At 44.9% G+C, this 19,808-nt stretch carries 20 protein-coding genes and 1 pseudogene; 13 read left to right on the top strand and 8 right to left on the bottom strand.

Features of this window, described 5'->3' with window-relative positions; genetic code table 11:
• Positions 1-41 precede the first annotated feature (41 nt).
• On the top strand, positions 42-1,286 hold the full coding sequence (locus NYE20_RS13130) for a DNA polymerase IV (protein WP_070547512.1): 1,245 nt from the start codon (positions 42-44) through the stop codon (positions 1,284-1,286).
• A gap of 109 nt (positions 1,287-1,395) precedes the next feature.
• Positions 1,396-2,805, top strand: a complete 1,410-nt coding sequence (gene gndA / locus NYE20_RS13125; protein WP_003230365.1) for an NADP-dependent phosphogluconate dehydrogenase — start codon at positions 1,396-1,398, stop codon at positions 2,803-2,805.
• 122 nt (positions 2,806-2,927) lie between these two features.
• Here the strand turns inward: gndA and zwf are convergent, their stop codons facing one another.
• Positions 2,928-4,397: a glucose-6-phosphate dehydrogenase gene (zwf, locus tag NYE20_RS13120; protein ID WP_021479978.1), complete on the bottom strand. Its 1,470-nt coding sequence runs from the start codon at positions 4,395-4,397 to the stop codon at positions 2,928-2,930.
• 226 nt (positions 4,398-4,623) lie between these two features.
• On the opposite strand from zwf, the gene rnz reads away from it, so the two are divergent.
• Together rnz and rpmG are read left to right on the top strand one after the other, a co-directional pair.
• Positions 4,624-5,547 (top strand): ribonuclease Z, encoded by a 924-nt coding sequence (gene rnz / locus NYE20_RS13115; protein WP_014477267.1) that lies wholly within the window; start codon positions 4,624-4,626, stop codon positions 5,545-5,547.
• Between the two features lie 81 nt (positions 5,548-5,628).
• Positions 5,629-5,778, top strand: coding sequence for a 50S ribosomal protein L33 (rpmG, locus tag NYE20_RS13110; protein ID WP_003226511.1), 150 nt, complete (start codon positions 5,629-5,631; stop codon positions 5,776-5,778).
• Positions 5,779-5,820: 42 nt separating this feature from the next.
• Here the strand turns inward: rpmG and NYE20_RS13105 are convergent, their stop codons facing one another.
• Both NYE20_RS13105 and namA read right to left on the bottom strand, forming a co-directional pair.
• Positions 5,821-6,582 (bottom strand): alpha/beta hydrolase, encoded by a 762-nt coding sequence (locus tag NYE20_RS13105; RefSeq protein ID WP_032726094.1) that lies wholly within the window; start codon positions 6,580-6,582, stop codon positions 5,821-5,823.
• A 109-nt stretch (positions 6,583-6,691) separates the two neighbouring features.
• Positions 6,692-7,708, bottom strand: coding sequence for an NADPH dehydrogenase NamA (gene namA, locus NYE20_RS13100; RefSeq protein ID WP_041849994.1), 1,017 nt, complete (start codon positions 7,706-7,708; stop codon positions 6,692-6,694).
• A 171-nt stretch (positions 7,709-7,879) separates the two neighbouring features.
• Between namA and NYE20_RS13095 the strand changes: the two genes are divergently transcribed.
• On the top strand, positions 7,880-9,523 hold the full coding sequence (locus tag NYE20_RS13095) for a M20/M25/M40 family metallo-hydrolase (RefSeq protein WP_046160558.1): 1,644 nt from the start codon (positions 7,880-7,882) through the stop codon (positions 9,521-9,523).
• Positions 9,524-9,563: 40 nt separating this feature from the next.
• Here NYE20_RS13095 and proC read toward each other — a convergent pair whose 3' ends face one another.
• Positions 9,564-10,400 carry a pyrroline-5-carboxylate reductase gene (gene proC / locus NYE20_RS13090; RefSeq protein WP_038829765.1) on the bottom strand — a complete coding sequence of 279 codons (837 nt, stop codon included), beginning with the start codon at positions 10,398-10,400 and terminating at the stop codon, positions 9,564-9,566.
• A 404-nt stretch (positions 10,401-10,804) separates the two neighbouring features.
• On the opposite strand from proC, the gene NYE20_RS13085 reads away from it, so the two are divergent.
• The 5 genes from NYE20_RS13085 (at position 10,805) to NYE20_RS13065 (ending at position 15,393) form a co-directional block, all read left to right on the top strand.
• Positions 10,805-11,764, top strand: coding sequence for an MBL fold metallo-hydrolase (locus tag NYE20_RS13085; RefSeq protein WP_038829766.1), 960 nt, complete (start codon positions 10,805-10,807; stop codon positions 11,762-11,764).
• A gap of 5 nt (positions 11,765-11,769) precedes the next feature.
• Positions 11,770-12,549 (top strand): SDR family oxidoreductase, encoded by a 780-nt coding sequence (locus NYE20_RS13080; protein ID WP_021479974.1) that lies wholly within the window; start codon positions 11,770-11,772, stop codon positions 12,547-12,549.
• 75 nt (positions 12,550-12,624) lie between these two features.
• Complete coding sequence (dsdA, locus tag NYE20_RS13075; RefSeq protein WP_038829767.1) at positions 12,625-13,971, top strand: D-serine ammonia-lyase; 1,347 nt, start codon at positions 12,625-12,627, stop codon at positions 13,969-13,971.
• 71 nt (positions 13,972-14,042) lie between these two features.
• Positions 14,043-15,002, top strand: coding sequence for a type I pantothenate kinase (gene coaA, locus NYE20_RS13070; RefSeq protein ID WP_003245966.1), 960 nt, complete (start codon positions 14,043-14,045; stop codon positions 15,000-15,002).
• Between the two features lie 4 nt (positions 15,003-15,006).
• Positions 15,007-15,393: a VOC family protein gene (locus NYE20_RS13065; RefSeq protein WP_004398989.1), complete on the top strand. Its 387-nt coding sequence runs from the start codon at positions 15,007-15,009 to the stop codon at positions 15,391-15,393.
• On the opposite strand, the gene NYE20_RS13060 is transcribed toward NYE20_RS13065, so the two are convergent.
• The 4 genes and pseudogenes from NYE20_RS13060 to NYE20_RS13045 form a co-directional block, all read right to left on the bottom strand.
• Positions 15,390-15,752 (bottom strand): hypothetical protein, encoded by a 363-nt coding sequence (locus tag NYE20_RS13060; protein WP_119123068.1) that lies wholly within the window; start codon positions 15,750-15,752, stop codon positions 15,390-15,392. The two genes, NYE20_RS13065 and NYE20_RS13060, sit on opposite strands and share 4 nt — an antisense overlap.
• 98 nt (positions 15,753-15,850) lie before the next feature.
• Positions 15,851-16,378: pseudogene (locus tag NYE20_RS13055) on the bottom strand (MFS transporter); the annotation flags it as partial.
• A 43-nt stretch (positions 16,379-16,421) separates the two neighbouring features.
• Positions 16,422-16,658: an MFS transporter gene (locus NYE20_RS13050; protein WP_250622366.1), complete on the bottom strand. Its 237-nt coding sequence runs from the start codon at positions 16,656-16,658 to the stop codon at positions 16,422-16,424.
• 545 nt (positions 16,659-17,203) lie between these two features.
• On the bottom strand, positions 17,204-17,410 hold the full coding sequence (locus tag NYE20_RS13045; RefSeq protein ID WP_014477257.1) for a YqzH family protein: 207 nt from the start codon (positions 17,408-17,410) through the stop codon (positions 17,204-17,206).
• A 165-nt stretch (positions 17,411-17,575) separates the two neighbouring features.
• On the opposite strand from NYE20_RS13045, the gene NYE20_RS13040 reads away from it, so the two are divergent.
• The 3 genes from NYE20_RS13040 to NYE20_RS13030 all read left to right on the top strand — a co-directional run bounded on the left by NYE20_RS13040 (position 17,576) and on the right by NYE20_RS13030 (position 19,804).
• The gene (locus tag NYE20_RS13040; protein WP_080121355.1) at positions 17,576-18,814 is read left to right on the top strand and encodes a DNA polymerase IV; all 1,239 of its coding nucleotides are present in this window, start codon (positions 17,576-17,578) and stop codon (positions 18,812-18,814) included.
• The gene (locus NYE20_RS13035) at positions 18,811-19,149 is read left to right on the top strand and encodes a YolD-like family protein (RefSeq protein ID WP_021479968.1); all 339 of its coding nucleotides are present in this window, start codon (positions 18,811-18,813) and stop codon (positions 19,147-19,149) included. Before NYE20_RS13040 ends, NYE20_RS13035 begins: the two co-directional genes overlap by 4 nt.
• 184 nt (positions 19,150-19,333) lie before the next feature.
• On the top strand, positions 19,334-19,804 hold the full coding sequence (locus NYE20_RS13030; RefSeq protein WP_161621662.1) for a GNAT family N-acetyltransferase: 471 nt from the start codon (positions 19,334-19,336) through the stop codon (positions 19,802-19,804).
• The last annotated feature ends 4 nt before the right edge of the window (positions 19,805-19,808 follow it).

The following is a 19,808-nucleotide window of genomic DNA, read 5'->3' as shown; positions in this document are numbered from 1 at the left end:
TGTACAAGCTGTTGTCTAATGACCGAAAAGGAGATTTGTTTATGCCGGGAAAGAGCCGAATTATTTTCCATATTGATATGAATAGCTTTTATGCGTCGGTTGAAATGGCATATGATCCGGCTCTCCGGGGAAAGCCGGTCGCAGTTGCCGGAAACGTAAAGGAGCGAAAGGGAATTGTGGTGACATGCAGCTACGAGGCTAGAGCGCGCGGCGTCAAAACAACGATGCCGGTTTGGCAAGCGAAGCGCCATTGTCCTGAGCTCATCGTTCTTCCGCCGAACTTTGACCGCTATAGAAACTCTTCACGAGCGATGTTTACCATTCTTCGTGAATATACTGACCTAGTGGAGCCTGTCTCCATCGACGAAGGCTATATGGACATGACCGATACACCATACAGCAGCCGCGCTCTAGAGACGGCAAAAGAAATCCAAAGCAGATTGCAAAAAGAGCTGCTGCTTCCGTCAAGCATAGGAATCGCGCCGAATAAATTTCTCGCTAAGATGGCGTCTGATATGAAAAAACCGCTTGGAATTACGATCTTAAGAAAGAGGCAAGTGCCTGATATCCTGTGGCCGCTTCCTGTTGGAGAGATGCACGGAGTCGGCAAAAAGACAGCGGAAAAACTGAAGGGACTCGGCATCCATACAATCGGAGAGCTAGCTGCAGCTGATGAACACTCGCTGAAGCGCCTGCTTGGCATCAACGGTCCGCGCCTTAAAAATAAAGCAAATGGCATTCACCATGCGCCGGTTGACCCGGAGCGCATTTACGAATTTAAAAGCGTCGGCAACTCATCGACACTTTCCCATGATTCCAGTGATGAAGAGGAGCTGTTAGGCGTTTTTAGAAAGCTTGCCGCTTCTGTGAGTGACCGTTTACAGCGCAAGGAAGTCATGGCTTCGAAGCTTTTTATTATGATTAGATATGCGGATTGGAAAACCATCACAAGAAGCACTACGCTGAGAAACCCGATTGATCAAAAAAATGACATTTTGAAAGAAGCAGAGCACCTCTTTTTTAAACACTGGAATAAAAATCCTGTCAGACTGCTTGGCATTACCGGAACCGATTTGGTAGAAAAAGAGCAGGCCTATAAGCAGCTCGATTTGTTCAGCTTTAATGAAGATGCGAAGGATGAGCCCATTCAGCAGATGATGGAAAAGCTGAATAAAAAGTACGGTACCAAACTGATCAGAAAAGGGGCAAGGTTAAAAAAAGAGGAGAGCAAAACAAAGGGAACAAGCTTTAATAAAGATTTTTTTCAGGATGAAAAGAAAAGCTGAATCGCTTGAAAAAAAGGGTGAATGTATGGTAATTTCTTTATTATAAATATCATTTTATTTTAATTTAAATTTTAAAATGATTAAACGTTTGCAGAAGGGACGTTAGAATATGTCAAAACAACAAATCGGCGTTATCGGACTTGCGGTCATGGGTAAAAATCTGGCTTTAAATATCGAAAGCCGGGGATTTTCTGTTTCTGTTTACAACAGATCAAGCAGTAAAACTGAGGAGTTTTTACAGGAGGCAAAAGGAAAAAATGTTGTTGGCACTTACAGCATTGAAGAATTTGTCCAATCCTTGGAAACACCGCGCAAAATCTTATTAATGGTTAAAGCGGGAACTGCAACAGATGCGACAATTCAATCTCTTCTTCCTCATCTAGAGAAGGATGATATTTTAATTGACGGCGGTAATACATACTATAAAGATACACAGCGCCGTAACAAAGAACTCGCTGAAAGCGGCATTCATTTTATCGGAACAGGCGTTTCCGGCGGAGAAGAAGGGGCGCTTAAAGGACCTTCTATCATGCCTGGCGGACAAAAAGAAGCACATGAGCTTGTAAAACCGATTCTTGAAGCCATTTCTGCAAAAGTTGACGGAGAACCTTGTACGACATATATCGGTCCGGACGGCGCCGGCCATTACGTAAAAATGGTGCACAACGGAATTGAATACGGAGATATGCAGCTGATCTCTGAATCATATTTCATTCTGAAACAGGTGCTGGGCCTTTCTGCTGATGAGCTTCACGAAGTTTTCGCTGAATGGAATAAAGGTGAGCTTGACAGCTACTTGATTGAGATTACAGCTGACATCTTTACGAAAAAAGACGAAGAAACAGGCAAACCGCTTGTTGATGTGATTCTTGATAAAGCAGGGCAAAAAGGAACAGGAAAATGGACAAGCCAAAGCGCACTTGACTTAGGCGTTCCGCTTCCGATTATTACTGAATCTGTATTCGCGCGCTTTATCTCAGCTATGAAGGAAGAGCGTGTGAAAGCGAGCGGCCTTCTTTCAGGACCAGAAGTGAAGCCTGTTACAGAAAATAAAGAAGAGCTGATTGAAGCGGTCAGAAAAGCGTTGTTCATGAGTAAGATCTGCTCGTACGCGCAAGGATTTGCCCAAATGAAAGCTGCTTCTGAAGAATACAACTGGGATCTGAAATATGGTGAAATCGCTATGATCTTCCGCGGTGGCTGCATCATTCGCGCGGCATTCCTTCAGAAGATCAAAGAAGCTTACGATCGCGAGCCTGAGCTTGACAACCTGCTTCTTGACAGCTATTTCAAGAATATTGTAGAAAGCTACCAAGGAGCGCTTCGCCAAGTGATTTCACTTGCAGTTGCCCAAGGTGTGCCGGTGCCATCATTCTCAAGCGCATTAGCCTACTATGACAGCTACCGCACAGCCGTACTGCCTGCAAACTTAATCCAAGCACAGCGCGACTACTTTGGCGCTCATACGTATGAGCGTACTGACAAAGAAGGCATCTTCCATACTGAATGGATGAAGTAATCAATAGAAACCCCCGAAGCTCTTAAGCTTTGGGGGTTTTGTTATTAAAGAGATTGTTATACCTTTGTTCAGCGTAAAAAAGCCGAAAATGCTTGTAAACATTTTCGGCTTTTTTCTTCTTATTATATATTCCACCAGTGTAAGCTGTCTTTCGCCAAAAGATCATCAGATTCTTTCGGTCCCATTGAGCCTGATTCATAGTTAGGAGATAAGGTTTTGTTTGCTGCCCATGTTTCAGAAATAGAGTCGACAAAGCTCCAAGAAAGGGCAACTTCATCCCAGTGTGCAAAGTTTGTTGCATCGCCAAGAAGACAGTCGTGAATTAGTTTTTCATATGCTTCAGGGGTGTTCAACTCGTCATTGCAATTGCTGCAATAATCGAGTTTGATTGGCTGTGCGTGTGCTGCTCCGCCAAGCTTTTTAGCATTTAAGTAAAGCGTAATGCCTTCGTCAGGCTGGATATGAATGACAAGCAAGTTCGGATTCATGTTGTTTTCATTACCGTAGTACAGATTCATCGGAATGTCCTTAAATTGAACGACAATTTTTGTGGACTTTTCTTTCATTCGTTTTCCGGTTCTGATGTAGAATGGAACACCAGCCCATCTGAAGTTGTCGATCAAGAGCTTGCCGGCAACAAAGGTTTCTGTATTGGAGTCAGGAGCGACATTATCTTCATCTGTATAAGCAGGAACCGGTACACCGTCAATTTCACCAGCTTGATATTGTCCGCGCACAAAGTATTCATCCACTTCGTCTTTTGCAATAGGACGCAGTGCTCTCAGCACCTTCACTTTTTCGCTGCGGATTTCTTCTGTGTTCAATTTGATAGGCGGCTCCATTGCAAGAAGGGCAACCATCTGCATAATATGGTTTTGCACCATGTCGCGAAGGGCGCCTGATTTTTCGTAATATCTTGCGCGGTCTTCAACGCCTAGTGATTCGCTAGATGTGATTTGAATGTTTGAAATGTAGCGGTTTGTCCAAAGCGGTTCGAAAATCGCATTGGCAAATCGAATCACTTCAATGTTCTGAACCATTTGTTTGCCTAGATAATGGTCGATTCTGTAAATTTGATCTTCCGTAAATGCTTCGCGGATTTCTTTATTCAATGCCTGTGCGCTTGGCAGATCATGGCCGAACGGTTTTTCGATGACAAGGCGGGACCAGCCGGTTGTAGCTGTTACACCCTCTGATTTTAATGTTTTTGCAATCGTTCCGAAGAATTCAGGAGCCATTGCCAAGTAGAACATTCTGTTGTTAGGAATTTGATATGTATCTTCCAGCTGGTTAAGCAATACGTTTAGCTCTTGATAAGAACCAGGGTTTGTCACGTCAAACGGGTGATAGTAAAAATGAGACGTGAAATCATCTATATGCTTATCTGCAGATGAGGAAATGGATGTTTTAACAGTTTGGCGAAGATCCTCATTAGACCAAGGTCTTCTTCCAACTCCTACCACTGCAAACTCTTCTCCGATTTGTCCGTTTTGATATAAACGGTGAATAGACGGATACAATTTTCGTTTTGCTAAATCTCCAGTTGCACCGAATATGACAATTACTGCTTTTGGTTGTTGGTTTGTTTTCACTAAAAGTACCTCACTTTATTCGAAGCTTTATTTTAGTACACCCCGTATATTTCCTTCATTTTAAATCTAAAATTCAACGAAAGCAAACATTTAAGCCCTTTTTTAAGCAGAATGCTGAAAAAATGTTTCTAGCACGAAAGGATTGTTCTTTTCAGAGGCAAGATTCACATTTTGAGCTTGATCCTGTATTCTTGTAGGTATCTGGTTCTAGTAGGAGGAAGGAAACGTGGAATTACTTTTTTTAGGGACGGGAGCCGGCATTCCCGCCAAGGCGAGAAATGTAACGTCGGTGGCATTAAAATTGCTTGAAGAAAGGCGTTCGGTATGGCTTTTTGACTGCGGGGAAGCCACACAGCATCAAATTTTACATACAACGATTAAACCTCGTAAAATAGAGAAAATCTTTATTACACACATGCACGGCGATCATGTATACGGACTTCCGGGGCTTCTGGGGAGCCGTTCCTTTCAAGGCGGAGAGGACGAGCTGACAGTGTACGGACCTAAAGGGATCAAGGCGTTTATTGAAACAAGCCTTGCCGTCACGAAGACCCATTTGACATATCCGCTTGCGGTCCAGGAAATTGAAGAAGGAATCGTGTTTGAGGACGATCAGTTTATTGTCACAGCGGTATCTGTTATTCATGGAGTGGAAGCCTTCGGGTACCGTGTGCAGGAAAAAGACGTACCGGGTTCCTTGAAGGCTGATGTATTAAAAGAAATGAACATCCCGCCCGGACCTGTATATCAGAAAATCAAAAAAGGCGAAACGGTAACGCTTGAAGACGGACGAATCATCAATGGGAATGATTTTCTGGAGCCTCCTAAAAAGGGAAGATCTGTTGTGTTCTCCGGTGATACGAGAGTAAGTGACAAACTAAAAGAGCTTGCGAGGGATTGTGATGTGCTTGTTCATGAAGCAACCTTTGCTAAGGAAGACCGTAAACTTGCTTATGATTATTATCACAGTACAACGGAACAAGCGGCTGTAACAGCGAAAGAAGCAAGAGCGAAGCAGCTCATTTTAACCCATATCAGCGCAAGATATCAGGGAGATGCTTCTTTGGAGCTTCAAAAAGAAGCGGTTGACGTTTTCCCCAATAGCGTGGCGGCATATGATTTCTTAGAGGTAAACGTCCCGCGAGGCTGAAGGCGGAGCTCTTATTTGACAATTTGTGATGACGTTGTATAATAAAACGTAATCATTACGCTTTATAAGGAGATGTTAATTATGAGAGTAAATGTTACTTTAGCCTGCACTGAAACGGGAGACCGAAATTACATCACAACAAAAAATAAACGCACCAATCCAGACCGTTTGGAGCTGAAAAAATATTCACCGCGTTTAAAGAAATATACCCTTCACCGTGAAACAAAATAATATAAAAGACCGGGAATCCCTTACGGCCCGGTCTTTTTTACGTTAATTGACTGCCTGGTAAAGAGGAGCGGCCTGCTGGCACGCTGCGCACCATACGTCATAAATAGCCAAGTGAACGATATGAGGTTCATCATGATGGATGTTGTGGGAGCTGTTTTTAGCTTGAATCCAGCCGCTTTGGTTAGATAGAGACAATATGCTGCTGTGCAAGTTTTGCCACTCCTGTTCAGCAGCGAATTTCTCAGTCCGTTCTCCTGATGACAACACAAGAAGAGGCATGTTTCCTAAGTGGACTTGCCGCTTTTTGAGCTCCTGCAGACTTTTTGAATACTCTGCATGTGTGCCCTCAAGCATCATCTTTCTCGTATGTGATTTGTGCATTTCTTCGGGTATAAAGGTAAAGCTGGCGCAATCGCCTAAAGCTGGGTCAAGAAGGACCATGCCGATAATATCATACTTGTTTTTGCAGGCCCATAAACCGGTGATGACAGCTCCGTATGAGTGTGAAACAGCCAAATAAGGAGGTTTTACATCAGCTGCTTTAAGCAAACTCTCCAATTCTTTCACTTGTTGATCAGCTGTTCGTTTAGCTCTGCTTTGCCCGCTTTTTCCTATGCCTGCCCGATCATATGTGAAAATGCCAAATTCATCATCAATGTCCGCCATTAATGGTTTCCACGTCTCAGAAGAAGTACCATAGCCGGCCTCAAAGACAATCGTTACACCGCTTGATCCTTTCCGGTGTTGTGTATGAAACGCACATCCGTCAATTGTATATGTCTTTTCCATCCAAGCTGATTTCATTGGAGTCATCTCCTCTAATTGGTTCTACTAGGGAGACGGAGAACCTTAGCCGATCGTTTCTCTAAAAATAAAAAAAGAGATATCCTCTACAGGATATCTCTTATGGGCATTACCAGCCTCTTTCGTATTGAACAGGGGCCGGAATCTCTGTATTGAGCTGTTTCGCAGCAGTTCTTGCAAAGAATGGATCTCGCAAAAGCTCTCTGCCGATAAAGACGAGGTCGGCACGTCCGTTTTGCAGAATTTCTTCAGCCATTGAACCGTCTGTAATCATGCCGACGGCACCAGTAGCCATGTCCGCCTGTTCACGGATTTTCTCAGCGAAGCTGACCTGATAGCCAGGGAATACGTTAATGTCTGCGTGAACAAGGGCGCCTGAGCTGCAGTCAATTAAGTCAACTCCCTGCTCCTTCATCCATTTTGCAAAACCGATGTGATCGGCAATGTCTAAGCCTTTATCAGTGTAGTCAGAAGCAGATACACGGACAAATAAAGGACCGTCCCATACTTGTTTGACTTCATCAATGATCTCTCTCAAGAAACGATAGCGGTTTTCAGGTGAGCCGCCGTATTCATCTGTGCGATGGTTGGAAAGCGGAGACAAAAATTCGTGAATTAAATATCCGTGCGCCGCATGAATTTCAATCACATCAAAGCCTGCTTCTTTTGCGCGGGCAGCCGCTTGCTTGAACTCCTGGACCGTTTCTTTTACTTTTTCTGCTGACATTTCTACAGGTGTTGCTGATTGTTCGTCAAACGCAATCGCCGATGGAGCGAAGATATCTCCTTCAAGCTCAGCTTTACGTCCGGCATGGGCAAGCTGAATGCCGATTTTTGAACCTTGTTCTTTGACCTGCTCAGTCAGTTTTGCAAAGCCTTCAATATGCTCGTCGCTCCAAATGCCTAAGTCTTGGTCAGTGATTCGTCCTTGAGGGTTAACCGCTGACGCCTCTACAATAATCAGTCCGACCTGGCCGATTGCGCGCGATATGTAATGTGCCATGTGAAACGGTGTCAATTTTCCGTCCTTTTCATGAGAAGAATACATGCACATTGGCGACATGACAATGCGGTTTTTTAACGTCATATCTTTAATTGTAATAGGTGTAAATAATTTTCTGGCCATTTCTTTCGCCTCCCGTAAGGTTTTTAGAGATTGATTATATCAAGTCATTTCTTTCCCGTCATATAAACTGCTCAAAAGAACCGCTTTTGTCAAACATTTCTGTATAATAGACGAGAAATCAGTTTATTTTTCAGTATTGAAGCATTTTTATTCATAGGAGGGGCGGAATCAATGAATTGGCAGACGAAGGACGAATTGCTGGCACTTTTAACTTCTCTTGTGCAATACGAAAGCATCACCGGTTCAAAGGGCGAGGCAGCGCTTGCAGAGTATCTTTATTTTATTTTGAAGGACAAGCCCTATTTTCAAAAGCACCCTGATGATGTAACACTTCATCCGATGGACGATGGCAGATCTTTTCTTACGGCTCTAGTCAAAAAGAAGAATGTCAAAAAGACAGTGCTTCTGCTGAGTCATTTTGATGTCGTTGACATAGAAGATTACGGCGAATTTAAACATATGGCTTGCAAGCCTGCTGAGCTTTTGAGCTCCTTTTTAGAGAAAAAAGAGCTGCTCCCGGAACGGGTGAGAAGAGATGCCGAAAGCGGAGACTGGCTGTTCGGAAGAGGGACGATGGATATGAAAGCGGGGCTTTGTGTTCAACTGTCGATGCTGGAGAGGGCAATGAACGGACATTTTGAGGGCAATCTGCTGTTGATAACGGTTCCGGACGAGGAAGTGAATTCAAGAGGCATGATTGAAGCGGTTCCTGCATTGAAGGAAATGGAGAAAAAGCATGATATCACATTAACCGCTTGCCTGAATGCCGAACCGATGTTTGAAAAATTTCCCGGCGATCAGCAGCAATATTTTTATACAGGAAGCATTGGAAAGGTGCTTGCGGGTTTTTTCTGCAAGGGGATTGAGACACATGTTGGAGAGCCGTTTTCAGGCCTAAACGCAAATTTAATGGTATCTGAGATTAACCGTTTGCTTGAACTGAATGCTGATTATTGCGAAAAGGTTGATGGCGAGGTCACTCCGCCGCCGGTAAACTTAATGCAAAAGGACTTGAAAGAGGCATATTCAGTCCAGACACCGCATACAGCTGTCACATTATTTAATGTGCTGTCAATGAAACGCTCAGCTAGTGAGCTGCATCAGATGCTGCTTAAAACAGCAGAACAGGCGGCGGAGGAAATCATGTCGAACGTTCGGAAGAAAACACAGGATTTTCAACAATTTGAGCCATTTCAGCCGATTGAGCGGGATGTCACTGTTTTGACATTTGATGAGCTGGTCTCGCGTGCAAAAAAGCGTGCGGGGATCTCGGAAACAGAGCGGGCTCTAAATTATGCCTTTGCTAACAGGGGCGGGCTTGGAGACAGGGATTTTTCGACGAAAATTGTTTCTGAGCTTGCTTCGCTTTGTAAGGAGGATGCGCCGCTCATCGTTCTGTTTTATAGTCCGCCGCTTTATCCAGCTGTTTCTTCAAAGGATGATCAATTGATCAGAAATACAGCAGATCAGTTAAAGCATTATGCGGCTGAGCGATACGGCATTGCATTACGGGAGGTTCAGTACTTCCCCGGACTTTCGGACTTGAGTTATCTTCAGCTGGAAAAGCAGGAGGTTGATGCATACACAAGCAATATGCCGCTCTTTAACAGAGGATATTCATTGCCAAGCGGTAAAAATCAGGCTTTATATGTCCCGGTTTTAAATGTCGGTCCGGCTGGTAAAGACCCGCATAAATGGACGGAAAGATTGTATATACCTTATTCCTTTGAAGTGCTTCCCGATTTGCTTTCATTTACGATCTCCGCGCTATTAAAGCAATCAGAATCTGCCGGCCAGCTGCTGCGGGAAAAATAAAAAACAGAAGGCACTGTGCCTTCTGTTTTTGTCCTTACATCTAAGAATGTCTCTCTAAGGCGGCACCGGCAAACTGTTCTTTGATTTCTGCGCTCCGTTTAGCTGTTTCTTCAATACAGTGAATAATTGCTTCTTCAAAGCGGGAGTCCTGTAAAGCGCGAAGACCTGCCTCTGTAGTGCCCCCAGGACTGGTGATTTCTTTACGCAGCTTTTCCGGCTGTTTGCCGCTTTGGAGGAGCATATCTGTTGCCCCTGCCATTGTCTGCAAAATGAGTGCTTTTGCCGTTTCTTTATCTAATCCTAATTTTTGTGCTGCTTTTTCCATCGCCTCAATATAACGATACACATAGGCCGGGCCGCTGCCTGCGATTGCAGTGACAGCGTCAAGATGCCGCTCCTCAACCAGTGTTGCATCACCGATTGTTTCCAATAGAGCTTTTGCGGCAATAATATCATTCTTGCTTGCTTCCGTGCTTACGGAAAATCCGGTTGCTGATTTTCTGATTGCCGCTGATGTATTAGGCATGACGCGAATGACCGCGAGCTTTCTGCCAAAATAATGCTGAATGGTTTCGATGGTAAGGCCTGCAAGTACTGAAATGACAAGCTGGTCCTTGATATACGGCCGGATGCTGTCGATGCTTTCCGCCGCGTCTTTCGGTTTGAAAGCGAGGATAATGATATCGGTGTGAGTGAAAAACTCATTTTTATCTCTGCATGGACGCACGCCGTACGTTTCCTTTAATTCAATCAGACGCTCGTCATTTGAGCGATTTGTAATATAGATATGTTCTGGTTTTGTGATGCCGCTTTGCAAAATGCCGTTGATCATTGCTTCTGCCATTGACCCGGCGCCGACAAATCCTATCTTTTTCATTGATATCCTCCTTCTATCAGAACAACAAAAAACCTTTTCATCACGTAAAGGACGAAAAGGTTCGCGGTACCACCCTCATTAGCACAAATTGTGCTCAGCTCAAATCCCCGTAACGCGGGAAACGTTTAGGTTTTCCTAACCGCGACTTGAGGGCAGGTTCTACAAACAAGCGGGCCGCAACACCTTTCAGCCGGGGGTATCGCTCTCTTAGGCCATTGCCTTGTATACTATTCCTCGTCATAGCGTTCCAATGGTTCTCGTTTTAGTTTGTTGTTCATTATGCAATGGCGGACAAGCTAATGTCAATAGCTTTTTCAAAAAGGTTTGTTCTCATTCTGCAATAATGACACAAGACCGAGAAAAAGCTAAAATATGAATAATGAATGAAGACAAGGAGCGAAAGGATGACAACTGAAGATGTAATTGCGATCCGCGTCCCGACGCCGTTTGCTGTCGGCGATGTTATCGTTTATCTCGTAAAAGGTGATGCGCTGACACTTATCGATGCCGGGCCGAATACAAAAGAGGCTGCCAGAGCCCTACAAGAGCAGCTTGCCGCTGTAAATGTGAAAATATCAGATATCGAGCAGGTTGTACTGACTCACCATCATGCTGACCATGCAGGCTTGCTTGATGTCTTTTCAGATGAAATCGAAGTGATTGGGCATGCGTTCAACGAACCTTATATCAGCCGAAATCAAGCCTTTGTGGATTGGCAAAAACGTTTTTTTCAAAAGCTGCTGCCTGAATTAGGCGTTCCATTTGATACGGGGAAGGCGGAAAAGCTGATTCGGTCAGCGTACGCATTTTCCTGTACGAGATCTCTGACAAAATCAATCAGAGAAGGTATGGGCATAGATGGGCTTGAGGGCTGGTCTGTGTTGGAGATGCCTGGACATGCTGAATCGCATATCGTTCTGTTCCATGAAAAAAGCGGAAGGATGCTTGGCGGCGATCTACTGCTGGCAAACAGCTCATCTAATCCGATTTTGGAAGCGCCGAAAGCGGGAGACGTCAGGTCAAAGCCTTTAGTGGATTATCAGCGGTCATTGCGAAGGCTGTCTCAACTTGATCCAACAATCGTATTTCCTGGTCACGGCGAGCCTATCACCAGTGTACAAGCGCTGATTGAGAAGCGTTTTGACAAGCAGAGGAACAGGACGGAGGATGTTCGTCGCATGCTGGATGAAAAGCCGATGACCGCTTTTCAGGTCTGTCAGCAGCTTTTTCCTGCTGTATATGAAAAAGAATTGTTTTTAACGATGTCAGAAACGGCAGGTCACCTTGATGTGTTGGAGGCTGAAGAAGCCATCACGTCATATTGGGAAGGAAATACCGCATACTTTAAAACAATGAAGAGGTGAAATGGGTGAAACATATAGCGGGAAAAAGGATTTGGATAACCGGCGCTTCAGGAGGGCTTGGTGAAAGAATCGCATACTTATGCGCGGCTGAAGGAGCCCATGTCCTTCTGTCGGCTAGACGCGAGGATCGTTTGATAGAAATCAAAAGGAAAATAACCGAGGAATGGAGCGGACAGTGTGAGCTTTTTCCTCTGGATGTTGGCCGCCTAGAGGATATCATCCGGGTCCGCGATCAGATCGGCTCGGTTGATGTACTGATTAACAATGCAGGCTTCGGTATATTTGAAACGGTTTTAGACTCTACATTGGATGACATGAAAGCGATGTTTGATGTGAATGTCTTCGGCCTGATCGCCTGTACAAAAGCGGTGCTTCCGCAAATGCTTGAGCAAAAAAAGGGCCATATCATCAATATCGCCTCTCAAGCGGGGAAAATCGCAACACCGAAGTCTAGCCTGTATTCCGCGACCAAACATGCCGTGTTAGGTTACTCAAACGCTTTGCGGATGGAGCTTTCGGGAACCGGCATTTATGTGACAACAGTCAACCCGGGACCGATTCAGACGGACTTTTTTTCCATTGCTGATAAAGGCGGGGACTACGCCAAAAATGTCGGCCGCTGGATGCTTGATCCTGATGACGTGGCAGCTCAAATTACAGCTGCAATTTTTACGAAAAAGCGGGAGATCAATCTTCCGCGTTTAATGAATGCCGGCACTAAGCTGTATCAGCTGTTTCCAGCTCTTGTAGAAAAGCTGGCAGGACGCGCGCTCATGAAAAAATAATGATAGAACTGCCTGTGGTGGAGTGGCTTGTTTCTCACGAGGCAGTTTTTGATAGTGGAAGGGAGAGATTGTTGAATGTTAGTTCATTCAGAAGTCCTTCATGCTCTGCTTAAAGATCCGTTTATTCAGAAACTGATTGATGCAGAGCCTGTATTCTGGGCAAATTCAGGCAAGAAAGAGGGGCCAATACCCCGTGCAGATGAGTGGGCAACCGAGATAGCGGAAGCGGAAAAAAGAATGCGGCGGTTTGCACCTTACATTGCCGAGGTGTTTCCTGAGACGAAAGGCGCTAAAGGAATCATCGAGTCTCCGCTTTTTGAGGTGCAGCATATGAAGGGAAAGCTGGAAGCGGCATATCAGCAGCCATTTCCGGGAAGATGGCTTTTAAAGTGCGACCATGAGCTTCCGATTTCAGGATCGATTAAAGCGAGGGGCGGGATTTATGAAGTGTTAAAGCATGCTGAAAATCTCGCGCTTCAAGAAGGAATGCTTCAGGAAACCGATGATTACCGCATCTTACAGGAAGAGCGGTTTACCGGGTTTTTCTCCCGCTATTCGATTGCTGTCGGTTCGACAGGAAATCTAGGTTTAAGCATCGGCATCATCGGCGCGGCACTCGGCTTTCGCGTGACAGTGCATATGTCCGCCGATGCTAAGCAGTGGAAAAAGGATCTCCTCCGCCAAAAGGGAGTCACTGTTATGGAGTACGAAACAGATTACAGCGAAGCGGTGAACGAAGGGAGACGACAGGCGGAACAAGATCCATTCTGTTATTTTATTGATGATGAACATTCTCGACAGCTGTTCTTAGGATATGCTGTTGCTGCAAGCCGATTAAAAACACAGCTTGACTGTATGAATATAAAGCCAAGTCTTGAGACGCCCTTGTTTGTGTATCTGCCGTGCGGAGTCGGCGGAGGACCGGGCGGTGTAGCATTTGGGCTGAAGCTTTTATACGGAGATCATGTTCATGTGTTTTTCGCAGAACCAACTCATTCACCTTGTATGCTGTTAGGGCTTTATTCAGGACTTCACGAGAAAATCTCCGTCCAGGATATCGGCCTGGATAATCAGACTGCTGCTGACGGACTTGCCGTAGGGAGGCCGTCAGGATTTGTCGGCAAGCTGATTGAACCGCTTCTGAGCGGCTGTTATACGGTAGAGGACAATACGCTTTATACTTTGCTTCATATGCTGGCTGTATCTGAAGATAAATATTTAGAGCCCTCTGCTCTTGCCGGCATGTTCGGGCCGGTTCAGCTTTTTACGACAGAAGAGGGAAGGCGCTATGCTCAGAAATATAAGATGGAACATGCCGTACATGTCGTCTGGGGAACGGGAGGAAGCATGGTTCCAAAAGATGAAATGGCTGCGTATAACCGAATCGGTGCTGATTTGCTAAAAAAACGAAATGAAAAATAAGCAGACAGTAAAAAGGTTTTCCGTTACAATCTTTGTAAGGGTTTTAACCTACAGAGAGTCAGGTGTAAACAGTGAAAAATAAAGAACTTAACCTACATACTTTATATACACAGCACAATCGGGAGTCTTGGTCTGGTTTTGGGGGGCATTTGTCGATTGCTGTATCTGAAGAAGAGGCAAAAGCTGTGGAAGGATTGAATGATTATCTATCTGTTGAAGAAGTGGAGACGATCTATATTCCGCTTGTTCGCTTGCTTCATTTACATGTCAAGTCTGCGGCTGAACGCAATAAGCATGTCAATGTTTTTTTGAAGCACCCACATTCAGCCAAAATTCCGTTTATTATCGGCATTGCCGGCAGTGTCGCAGTCGGAAAAAGCACGACGGCGCGGATCTTGCAGAAGCTGCTTTCGCGTTTGCCTGACCGTCCAAAAGTGAGCCTTATCACGACAGATGGTTTTTTATTTCCTACTGCCGAGCTGAAAAAGAAAAATATGATGTCAAGAAAAGGATTTCCTGAAAGCTATGATGTAAAGGCGCTGCTCGAATTTTTGAATGACTTAAAATCAGGAAAGGACAGCGTAAAGGCCCCAGTGTATTCCCATCTAACCTATGACCGCGAGGAAGGTGTGTTCGAGGTTGTAGAACAGGCGGATATTGTGATTATTGAAGGCATTAATGTTCTTCAGTCGCCCACCTTGGAGGATGACCGGGAAAACCCGCGTATTTTTGTTTCCGATTTCTTTGATTTTTCGATTTATGTGGATGCGGAGGAAAGCCGGATTTTCACTTGGTATTTAGAGCGTTTTCGCCTTCTTCGGGAAACTGCTTTTCAAAATCCTGATTCATATTTTCATAAATTTAAAGACTTGTCCGATCAGGAGGCTGACGAGATGGCAGCCTCGATTTGGGAGAGTGTCAACCGGCCGAATTTATATGAAAATATTTTGCCGACTAAATTCAGGTCAGATCTCATTTTGCGTAAGGGAGACGGGCATAAGGTCGAGGAAGTGCTGGTAAGGAGGGTATGAAATTGTGCATCATATTGAACTGTATGTCTCTGATTTGGAGGCGTCTAGGCGGTTTTGGGGCTGGTTCTTAAAAGAACTTGGCTATAAAGAGTATCAAAAATGGAGCTCAGGCATCAGCTGGAAGAAAGATCGTTTTTACCTAGTGATTGTGCAGGCGAAAGAGCCATTTCTAGAGCCGGAATACCATAGATGCCGAGTCGGTCTGAACCATCTCGCATTTCATGCTGAATCCAAGCTTCAAGTCGATCAGATGACTGAAAAATTGACGGCAAAAGGCTATCGTGTGTTGTACCGAGACAGGCATCCTTTTGCCGGAGGAGACGGGCATTATGCAGTCTTTTGTGAGGATCCAGACCGGATTAAGGTAGAGCTCGTTGCCCCAAGCTGTTAATCGTGATCTTCGGACAGGCTGTTCAGCTTTTTCTCAATGCGATCCAGCTGCGCTTTTCGGTTTTTCGCATACTTGAAGCCTGTAACAGCCGCAAAGACGACAGCGGCAAATATAATAAATACAAACAGCTGAAACATCACATCACCTATATTCATGTTCTTCACCTCATGTTTGCGGGAGAGATTCATTCTCTTCCGTTTTTTATTTAAAGCGGCTTTTCCAGACGGGAACGGTGTTTTGTGGTCTCCATTTTCATTTGCCGATAGGCGAACGCTAAAAATGGCAGGCCGAGCAGGGTAATGCCGCTCAGGACAGAAAAAATATAAATCGGCCGGCCAGCGCCAAACAGGTCTATACATATCCCCCCGACCCAAGGGCCGATGACGTTTCCGAGCTGTGAAAAACCGATTGCCCCGAAATAAGTGCCTTTTAATCCTGGTTTTGCAATCTGGTCTACATACAAATCCATCATAGAGAATAAAAGCACTTCGCCGATTGTAAATGTGATGACAATCATCACAATTGATGGAACACCGTGTGATACGGTGAAAATGGCCATGCTGATGCTAACCATCACATTACCGAGCATCAGAGAACAAAGCGGCGAAAACCATTTTGCAAAATGGACAATGGGAAATTGCGTCGCCAACACAACGATTGCGTTTAATGTCAGCATCAGCCCATACAGCTTCGTTCCATTGCCGATCAAGGGGTTCTGCGCCATATACTGAGGGAATGTGGAACTGAATTGTGAGTAGCCGAAGGTGCATAGCGTAATGCCGACCAAAGCAATGGTAAAAAGATAATCCTTTTGCGTGACCATAAACGCTTCCCGCACGCTCATATTTCGGGACTGGGCTGGTGCTGATAAGGATGGATGTTTTTTAAATTGGAGGGCAAGCACAATTCCGTATAGTCCGTAAATGACTGCAGGCACCAAAAAGGGCGTAGTCGATTGCGATGAGCCGAAATATAGGCCAAGCACAGGTCCGAAGACAACGCCGATATTAATAGCCGCATAGCGTAAATTACATCATGTTTTTTCTGCCGAATTTATCTGAGATATATCCGCCGTAAAAGCTTGCGAGGATGCCGACTGATGAGCTCGCGGCGATGACCAGCCCTGCATAGGAAGCTGATGCGCCTTGGACGGCTGTCAAATAAATCGCTAAAAAAGGAATGCTCATCGATGTTGCCATTCTGCCGAAAATGGTTCCGATTATAATTGTCCAGCTGATCGGGTGGATATCTTTCCATTTCTTCATGAATTATATTCTCTCCTGTATGTATGATCTTTCTCTATCATATATGAAAAAATTTCCTTCTCCAATAGATCGTTCAAAATATTTCGTTATTGACATGTAGTATGCCTGATTGTATGGATGGCAATATACTATGCGTTGAGGATGCGTGTGGCGGGGGTTACATCTTGAAATTGAAGGTGATGACAGAAGGGAAATGACGGTATGTCCGAATTCAGTGAGGGTGTGTTTGAAACATTAAAAGAGTTTAAGCCGCCAGGACGTAGATCATATCGGCAGTGAAACCGGCTATGAGATCAAGATGTAAGCTGAAAACCGATGGACCGCATGACAGAACAAGAGAGCACATCTCTTCGAAAAAGTGTATACGCGTGATCATGGACAGCTTATTCCGTTTTGCGCGAGCATTGAGGGGAATTTTACGCCAGGCCATATGAATCTATGGAGCGTGAGAAAATCCTGCTTTTTTTCTGTAAGCCTGAGACTGTTTATTTGTTTCAGGCGGTGTTTTCAAGGGGAAGCCGCATCAGCGGCTGAAAGTCATGAGTTTAAGAGAACAAGCCTTGGTTTGTGACATAGTCATAAATGATATCTTCTATATGCGCATGCAAATCCTCATCCGGTTCTTCATTCCGTCTCTCTTGTAGAGCCGCTTTCAGGCTTTGTTTTTCATACGGGCTTAACGGATCTATAGCAACGTTTCTGCCGTATTGCCGCAATGCCTGTTCCATCATTTTTTCGACAAATTTCTCCATCATGACTCTCCTATCCTTATGCTTCGCTTTTATTCTACTAAATGTTTTTCTTCTCTCAAACCCTTGGATCATATTTTCTGTCAGACAAGAATCATTTACCAGTATAAAACGAACATACTTTCGCATATAATGAAAAACGAACATAAGTTCTTTTTAGAGGTGTGTATGATGAAAGAAAAAGTGATTTTTCTCGTTGACATGCAATCGTTTTATGCATCTGTAGAGAAAGCGGAAAATCCACATTTGAAAAATAAGCCTGTCATTGTTTCGGGTGACCCTGAAAAAAGGGGCGGAGTCGTATTGGCTGCCTGCCCGCTGGCGAAACAAAAAGGTGTGGTGAATGCTTCACGGCTGTGGGAGGCGCAGGAAAAGTGTCCTGAGGCTGTTGTGCTCCGGCCGCGTATGCAGCGGTATATTGATGTATCACTGCAAATTACGGCCATTCTCGAGGAGTATACAGACCTTGTGGAGCCTTATTCTATCGATGAACAGTTCATGGACATTACAGGCAGCCAGAAGCTGTTTGGGACGCCGATGGAGATCGCGAAAAGCATTCAGGGCAGAATCATGCGGGAGATCGGCGTTTATGCACGGGTCGGAATCGGCCCTAACAAAGCGCTGGCCAAAATTGCGTGTGACAATTTTGCCAAAAAGAATAAGAACGGCATTTTTACCTTAACGAAAGAAAATATGAAAACCGAAATGTGGCCGCTCCCGGTGGGCAGCATGTTTGGCGTCGGGAGCCGCATGAAGCATCATTTAAATCGAATGGGCATCAGCACGATCGGCGGGCTCGCGGCTTTTCCGCTCGATCTTTTAAAAAAGAAATGGGGCATTAACGGCCACGTGCTGTGGATGACGGCAAACGGAATCGACTATTCCCCTGTGTCAACTTCGTCTCTGGACGGGCAAAAGGCGATAGGCCATGGAATGACTCTCCCGAGAGACTACGAACACTTTGACAAAGAAATCAAGGTCGTATTGCTTGAGCTGAGTGAAGAAGTGTGCAGGCGAAGCCGAAACGCCGGAGTCATGGGGCAGACGGTGTCAGTGAGCTGCCGGGGTGCTGATTTTGATTGGCCGACGGGCTTCAACCGGCAAGTGAAGCTGGCAGAGCCGACTAATTCTACTCAGGATGTATATGAGGCTGTACGCCGGCTGTTTCTTACATTTTGGGACGGGAAACCCGTCCGCCGCCTCGGTGTCAATCTGTCTCAGCTCTCATCTGATGACATATGGCAGCTCAATTTATTTCAGGATTATGCAAAGAAAATGAGCCTAGGCTATGTGATGGATGGCATTAAAAATCGATTCGGCGATACAGCAATCATCAGGGCGGCGTCACTGACAGCGGCAGGCCAGGCATTTGAACGTGCGGCTAAAATAGGGGGGCATTATAAATGAACGATCATTTAAAAAGGGGCAACCTGCTGTGGGAAGGGAGCAGGATGTTTCTGCCGGAACATAAGCAAAGCCTGCTGGAGAGAAAGCGACTTAAACAGAAGCTGCAAAAGCCGATCCTTGACCCCAATAAGCTGGAAGAGATGAATCAAACGCTTTGCGCCGCGATGGAGTTCGCTCAGGATATCACTGTCAGCTGCTTTCAGGACGGTGAGATTGTCCGCTGCACCGGGAAGATCTGCCGGTATGAAGAGTTTGAAAAAGCAGTATGGATAAAAGGAGACGAGGATCAGCTTTATAAGCTGAGACTTGATCAAGTGCTTGATATTGTGCTGTAAAGTCTCTCCTCCTGCTTGGGGGAGAAATAGGCTAAAATGATGAAACATTGTTCCCTCGGCAGTCTGGAAACGTATGATAAAGGAAAGAAGGCATTTACAATTCCAGCCAGGCAAAATATAATTTTTATATTGTGAGAAAAAGAGCTGACATTCGTTTTGCCAGACGGAGGGAGATCAAATCGTAATGGATATTCGAACAATCACGTCTTCAGATTATGAAATGGTAACGTCTGTACTGAATGAATGGTGGGGCGGCAGACAGCTGAAAGAAAAATTGCCGAGACTATTTTTTGAGCATTTTCAGGACACAAGCTTTATTACATCCGAACATAACAGCATGACGGGATTTTTAATCGGATTTCAATCGCAATCGGATTCTGAAACGGCGTACATTCATTTTTCCGGTGTGCATCCAGATTTCAGAAAAATGCAAATTGGGAAACAATTGTATGATGTATTTATCGAAACAGTAAAACAAAGAGGCTGCACCCGGGTAAAGTGCGTCACTTCACCTGTGAATAAGGTATCAATCGCATATCACACAAAATTGGGGTTTGATATTGAAAAGGGCAACAAGACGGTAAATGGCATCTCAGTGTTTGCAAACTATGATGGCCCAGGCCAAGACAGGGTACTGTTTGTCAAAAACATATGAGGGG

Source organism: Bacillus sp. FSL R5-0416, assembly GCF_037975425.1.
In the GTDB taxonomy this organism is placed as follows: Bacteria; Bacillota; Bacilli; order Bacillales; family Bacillaceae; genus Bacillus; species Bacillus subtilis.
Note: the sequence above shows the minus strand (reverse complement) of the source record. Positions and strands in the feature narration are given on the sequence as shown.

Bases quoted from the DNA above. Each gene is read 5' to 3' on its own strand.
- NYE20_RS13130 (WP_070547512.1), top strand. From the start codon at position 42: ATGCCGGGAAAGAGCCGAATTATTTTCCATATTGATATGAATAGCTTT.
- gndA (WP_003230365.1), top strand. From the start codon at position 1,396: ATGTCAAAACAACAAATCGGCGTTATCGGACTTGCGGTCATGGGTAAA.
- rpmG (WP_003226511.1), top strand. From the start codon at position 5,629: ATGAGAGTAAATGTTACTTTAGCCTGCACTGAAACGGGAGACCGAAAT.
- NYE20_RS13105 (WP_032726094.1), bottom strand. From the start codon at position 6,582: ATGAAATCAGCTTGGATGGAAAAGACATATACAATTGACGGATGTGCG.
- namA (WP_041849994.1), bottom strand. From the start codon at position 7,708: ATGGCCAGAAAATTATTTACACCTATTACAATTAAAGATATGACGTTA.
- NYE20_RS13095 (WP_046160558.1), top strand. From the start codon at position 7,880: ATGAATTGGCAGACGAAGGACGAATTGCTGGCACTTTTAACTTCTCTT.
- proC (WP_038829765.1), bottom strand. From the start codon at position 10,400: ATGAAAAAGATAGGATTTGTCGGCGCCGGGTCAATGGCAGAAGCAATG.
- NYE20_RS13085 (WP_038829766.1), top strand. From the start codon at position 10,805: ATGACAACTGAAGATGTAATTGCGATCCGCGTCCCGACGCCGTTTGCT.
- dsdA (WP_038829767.1), top strand. From the start codon at position 12,625: ATGTTAGTTCATTCAGAAGTCCTTCATGCTCTGCTTAAAGATCCGTTT.
- NYE20_RS13060 (WP_119123068.1), bottom strand. From the start codon at position 15,752: ATGTATAGACCTGTTTGGCGCTGGCCGGCCGATTTATATTTTTTCTGT.
- NYE20_RS13050 (WP_250622366.1), bottom strand. From the start codon at position 16,658: ATGAAGAAATGGAAAGATATCCACCCGATCAGCTGGACAATTATAATC.
- NYE20_RS13045 (WP_014477257.1), bottom strand. From the start codon at position 17,410: ATGGAGAAATTTGTCGAAAAAATGATGGAACAGGCATTGCGGCAATAC.
- NYE20_RS13040 (WP_080121355.1), top strand. From the start codon at position 17,576: ATGATGAAAGAAAAAGTGATTTTTCTCGTTGACATGCAATCGTTTTAT.
- NYE20_RS13035 (WP_021479968.1), top strand. From the start codon at position 18,811: ATGAACGATCATTTAAAAAGGGGCAACCTGCTGTGGGAAGGGAGCAGG.
- NYE20_RS13030 (WP_161621662.1), top strand. From the start codon at position 19,334: ATGGATATTCGAACAATCACGTCTTCAGATTATGAAATGGTAACGTCT.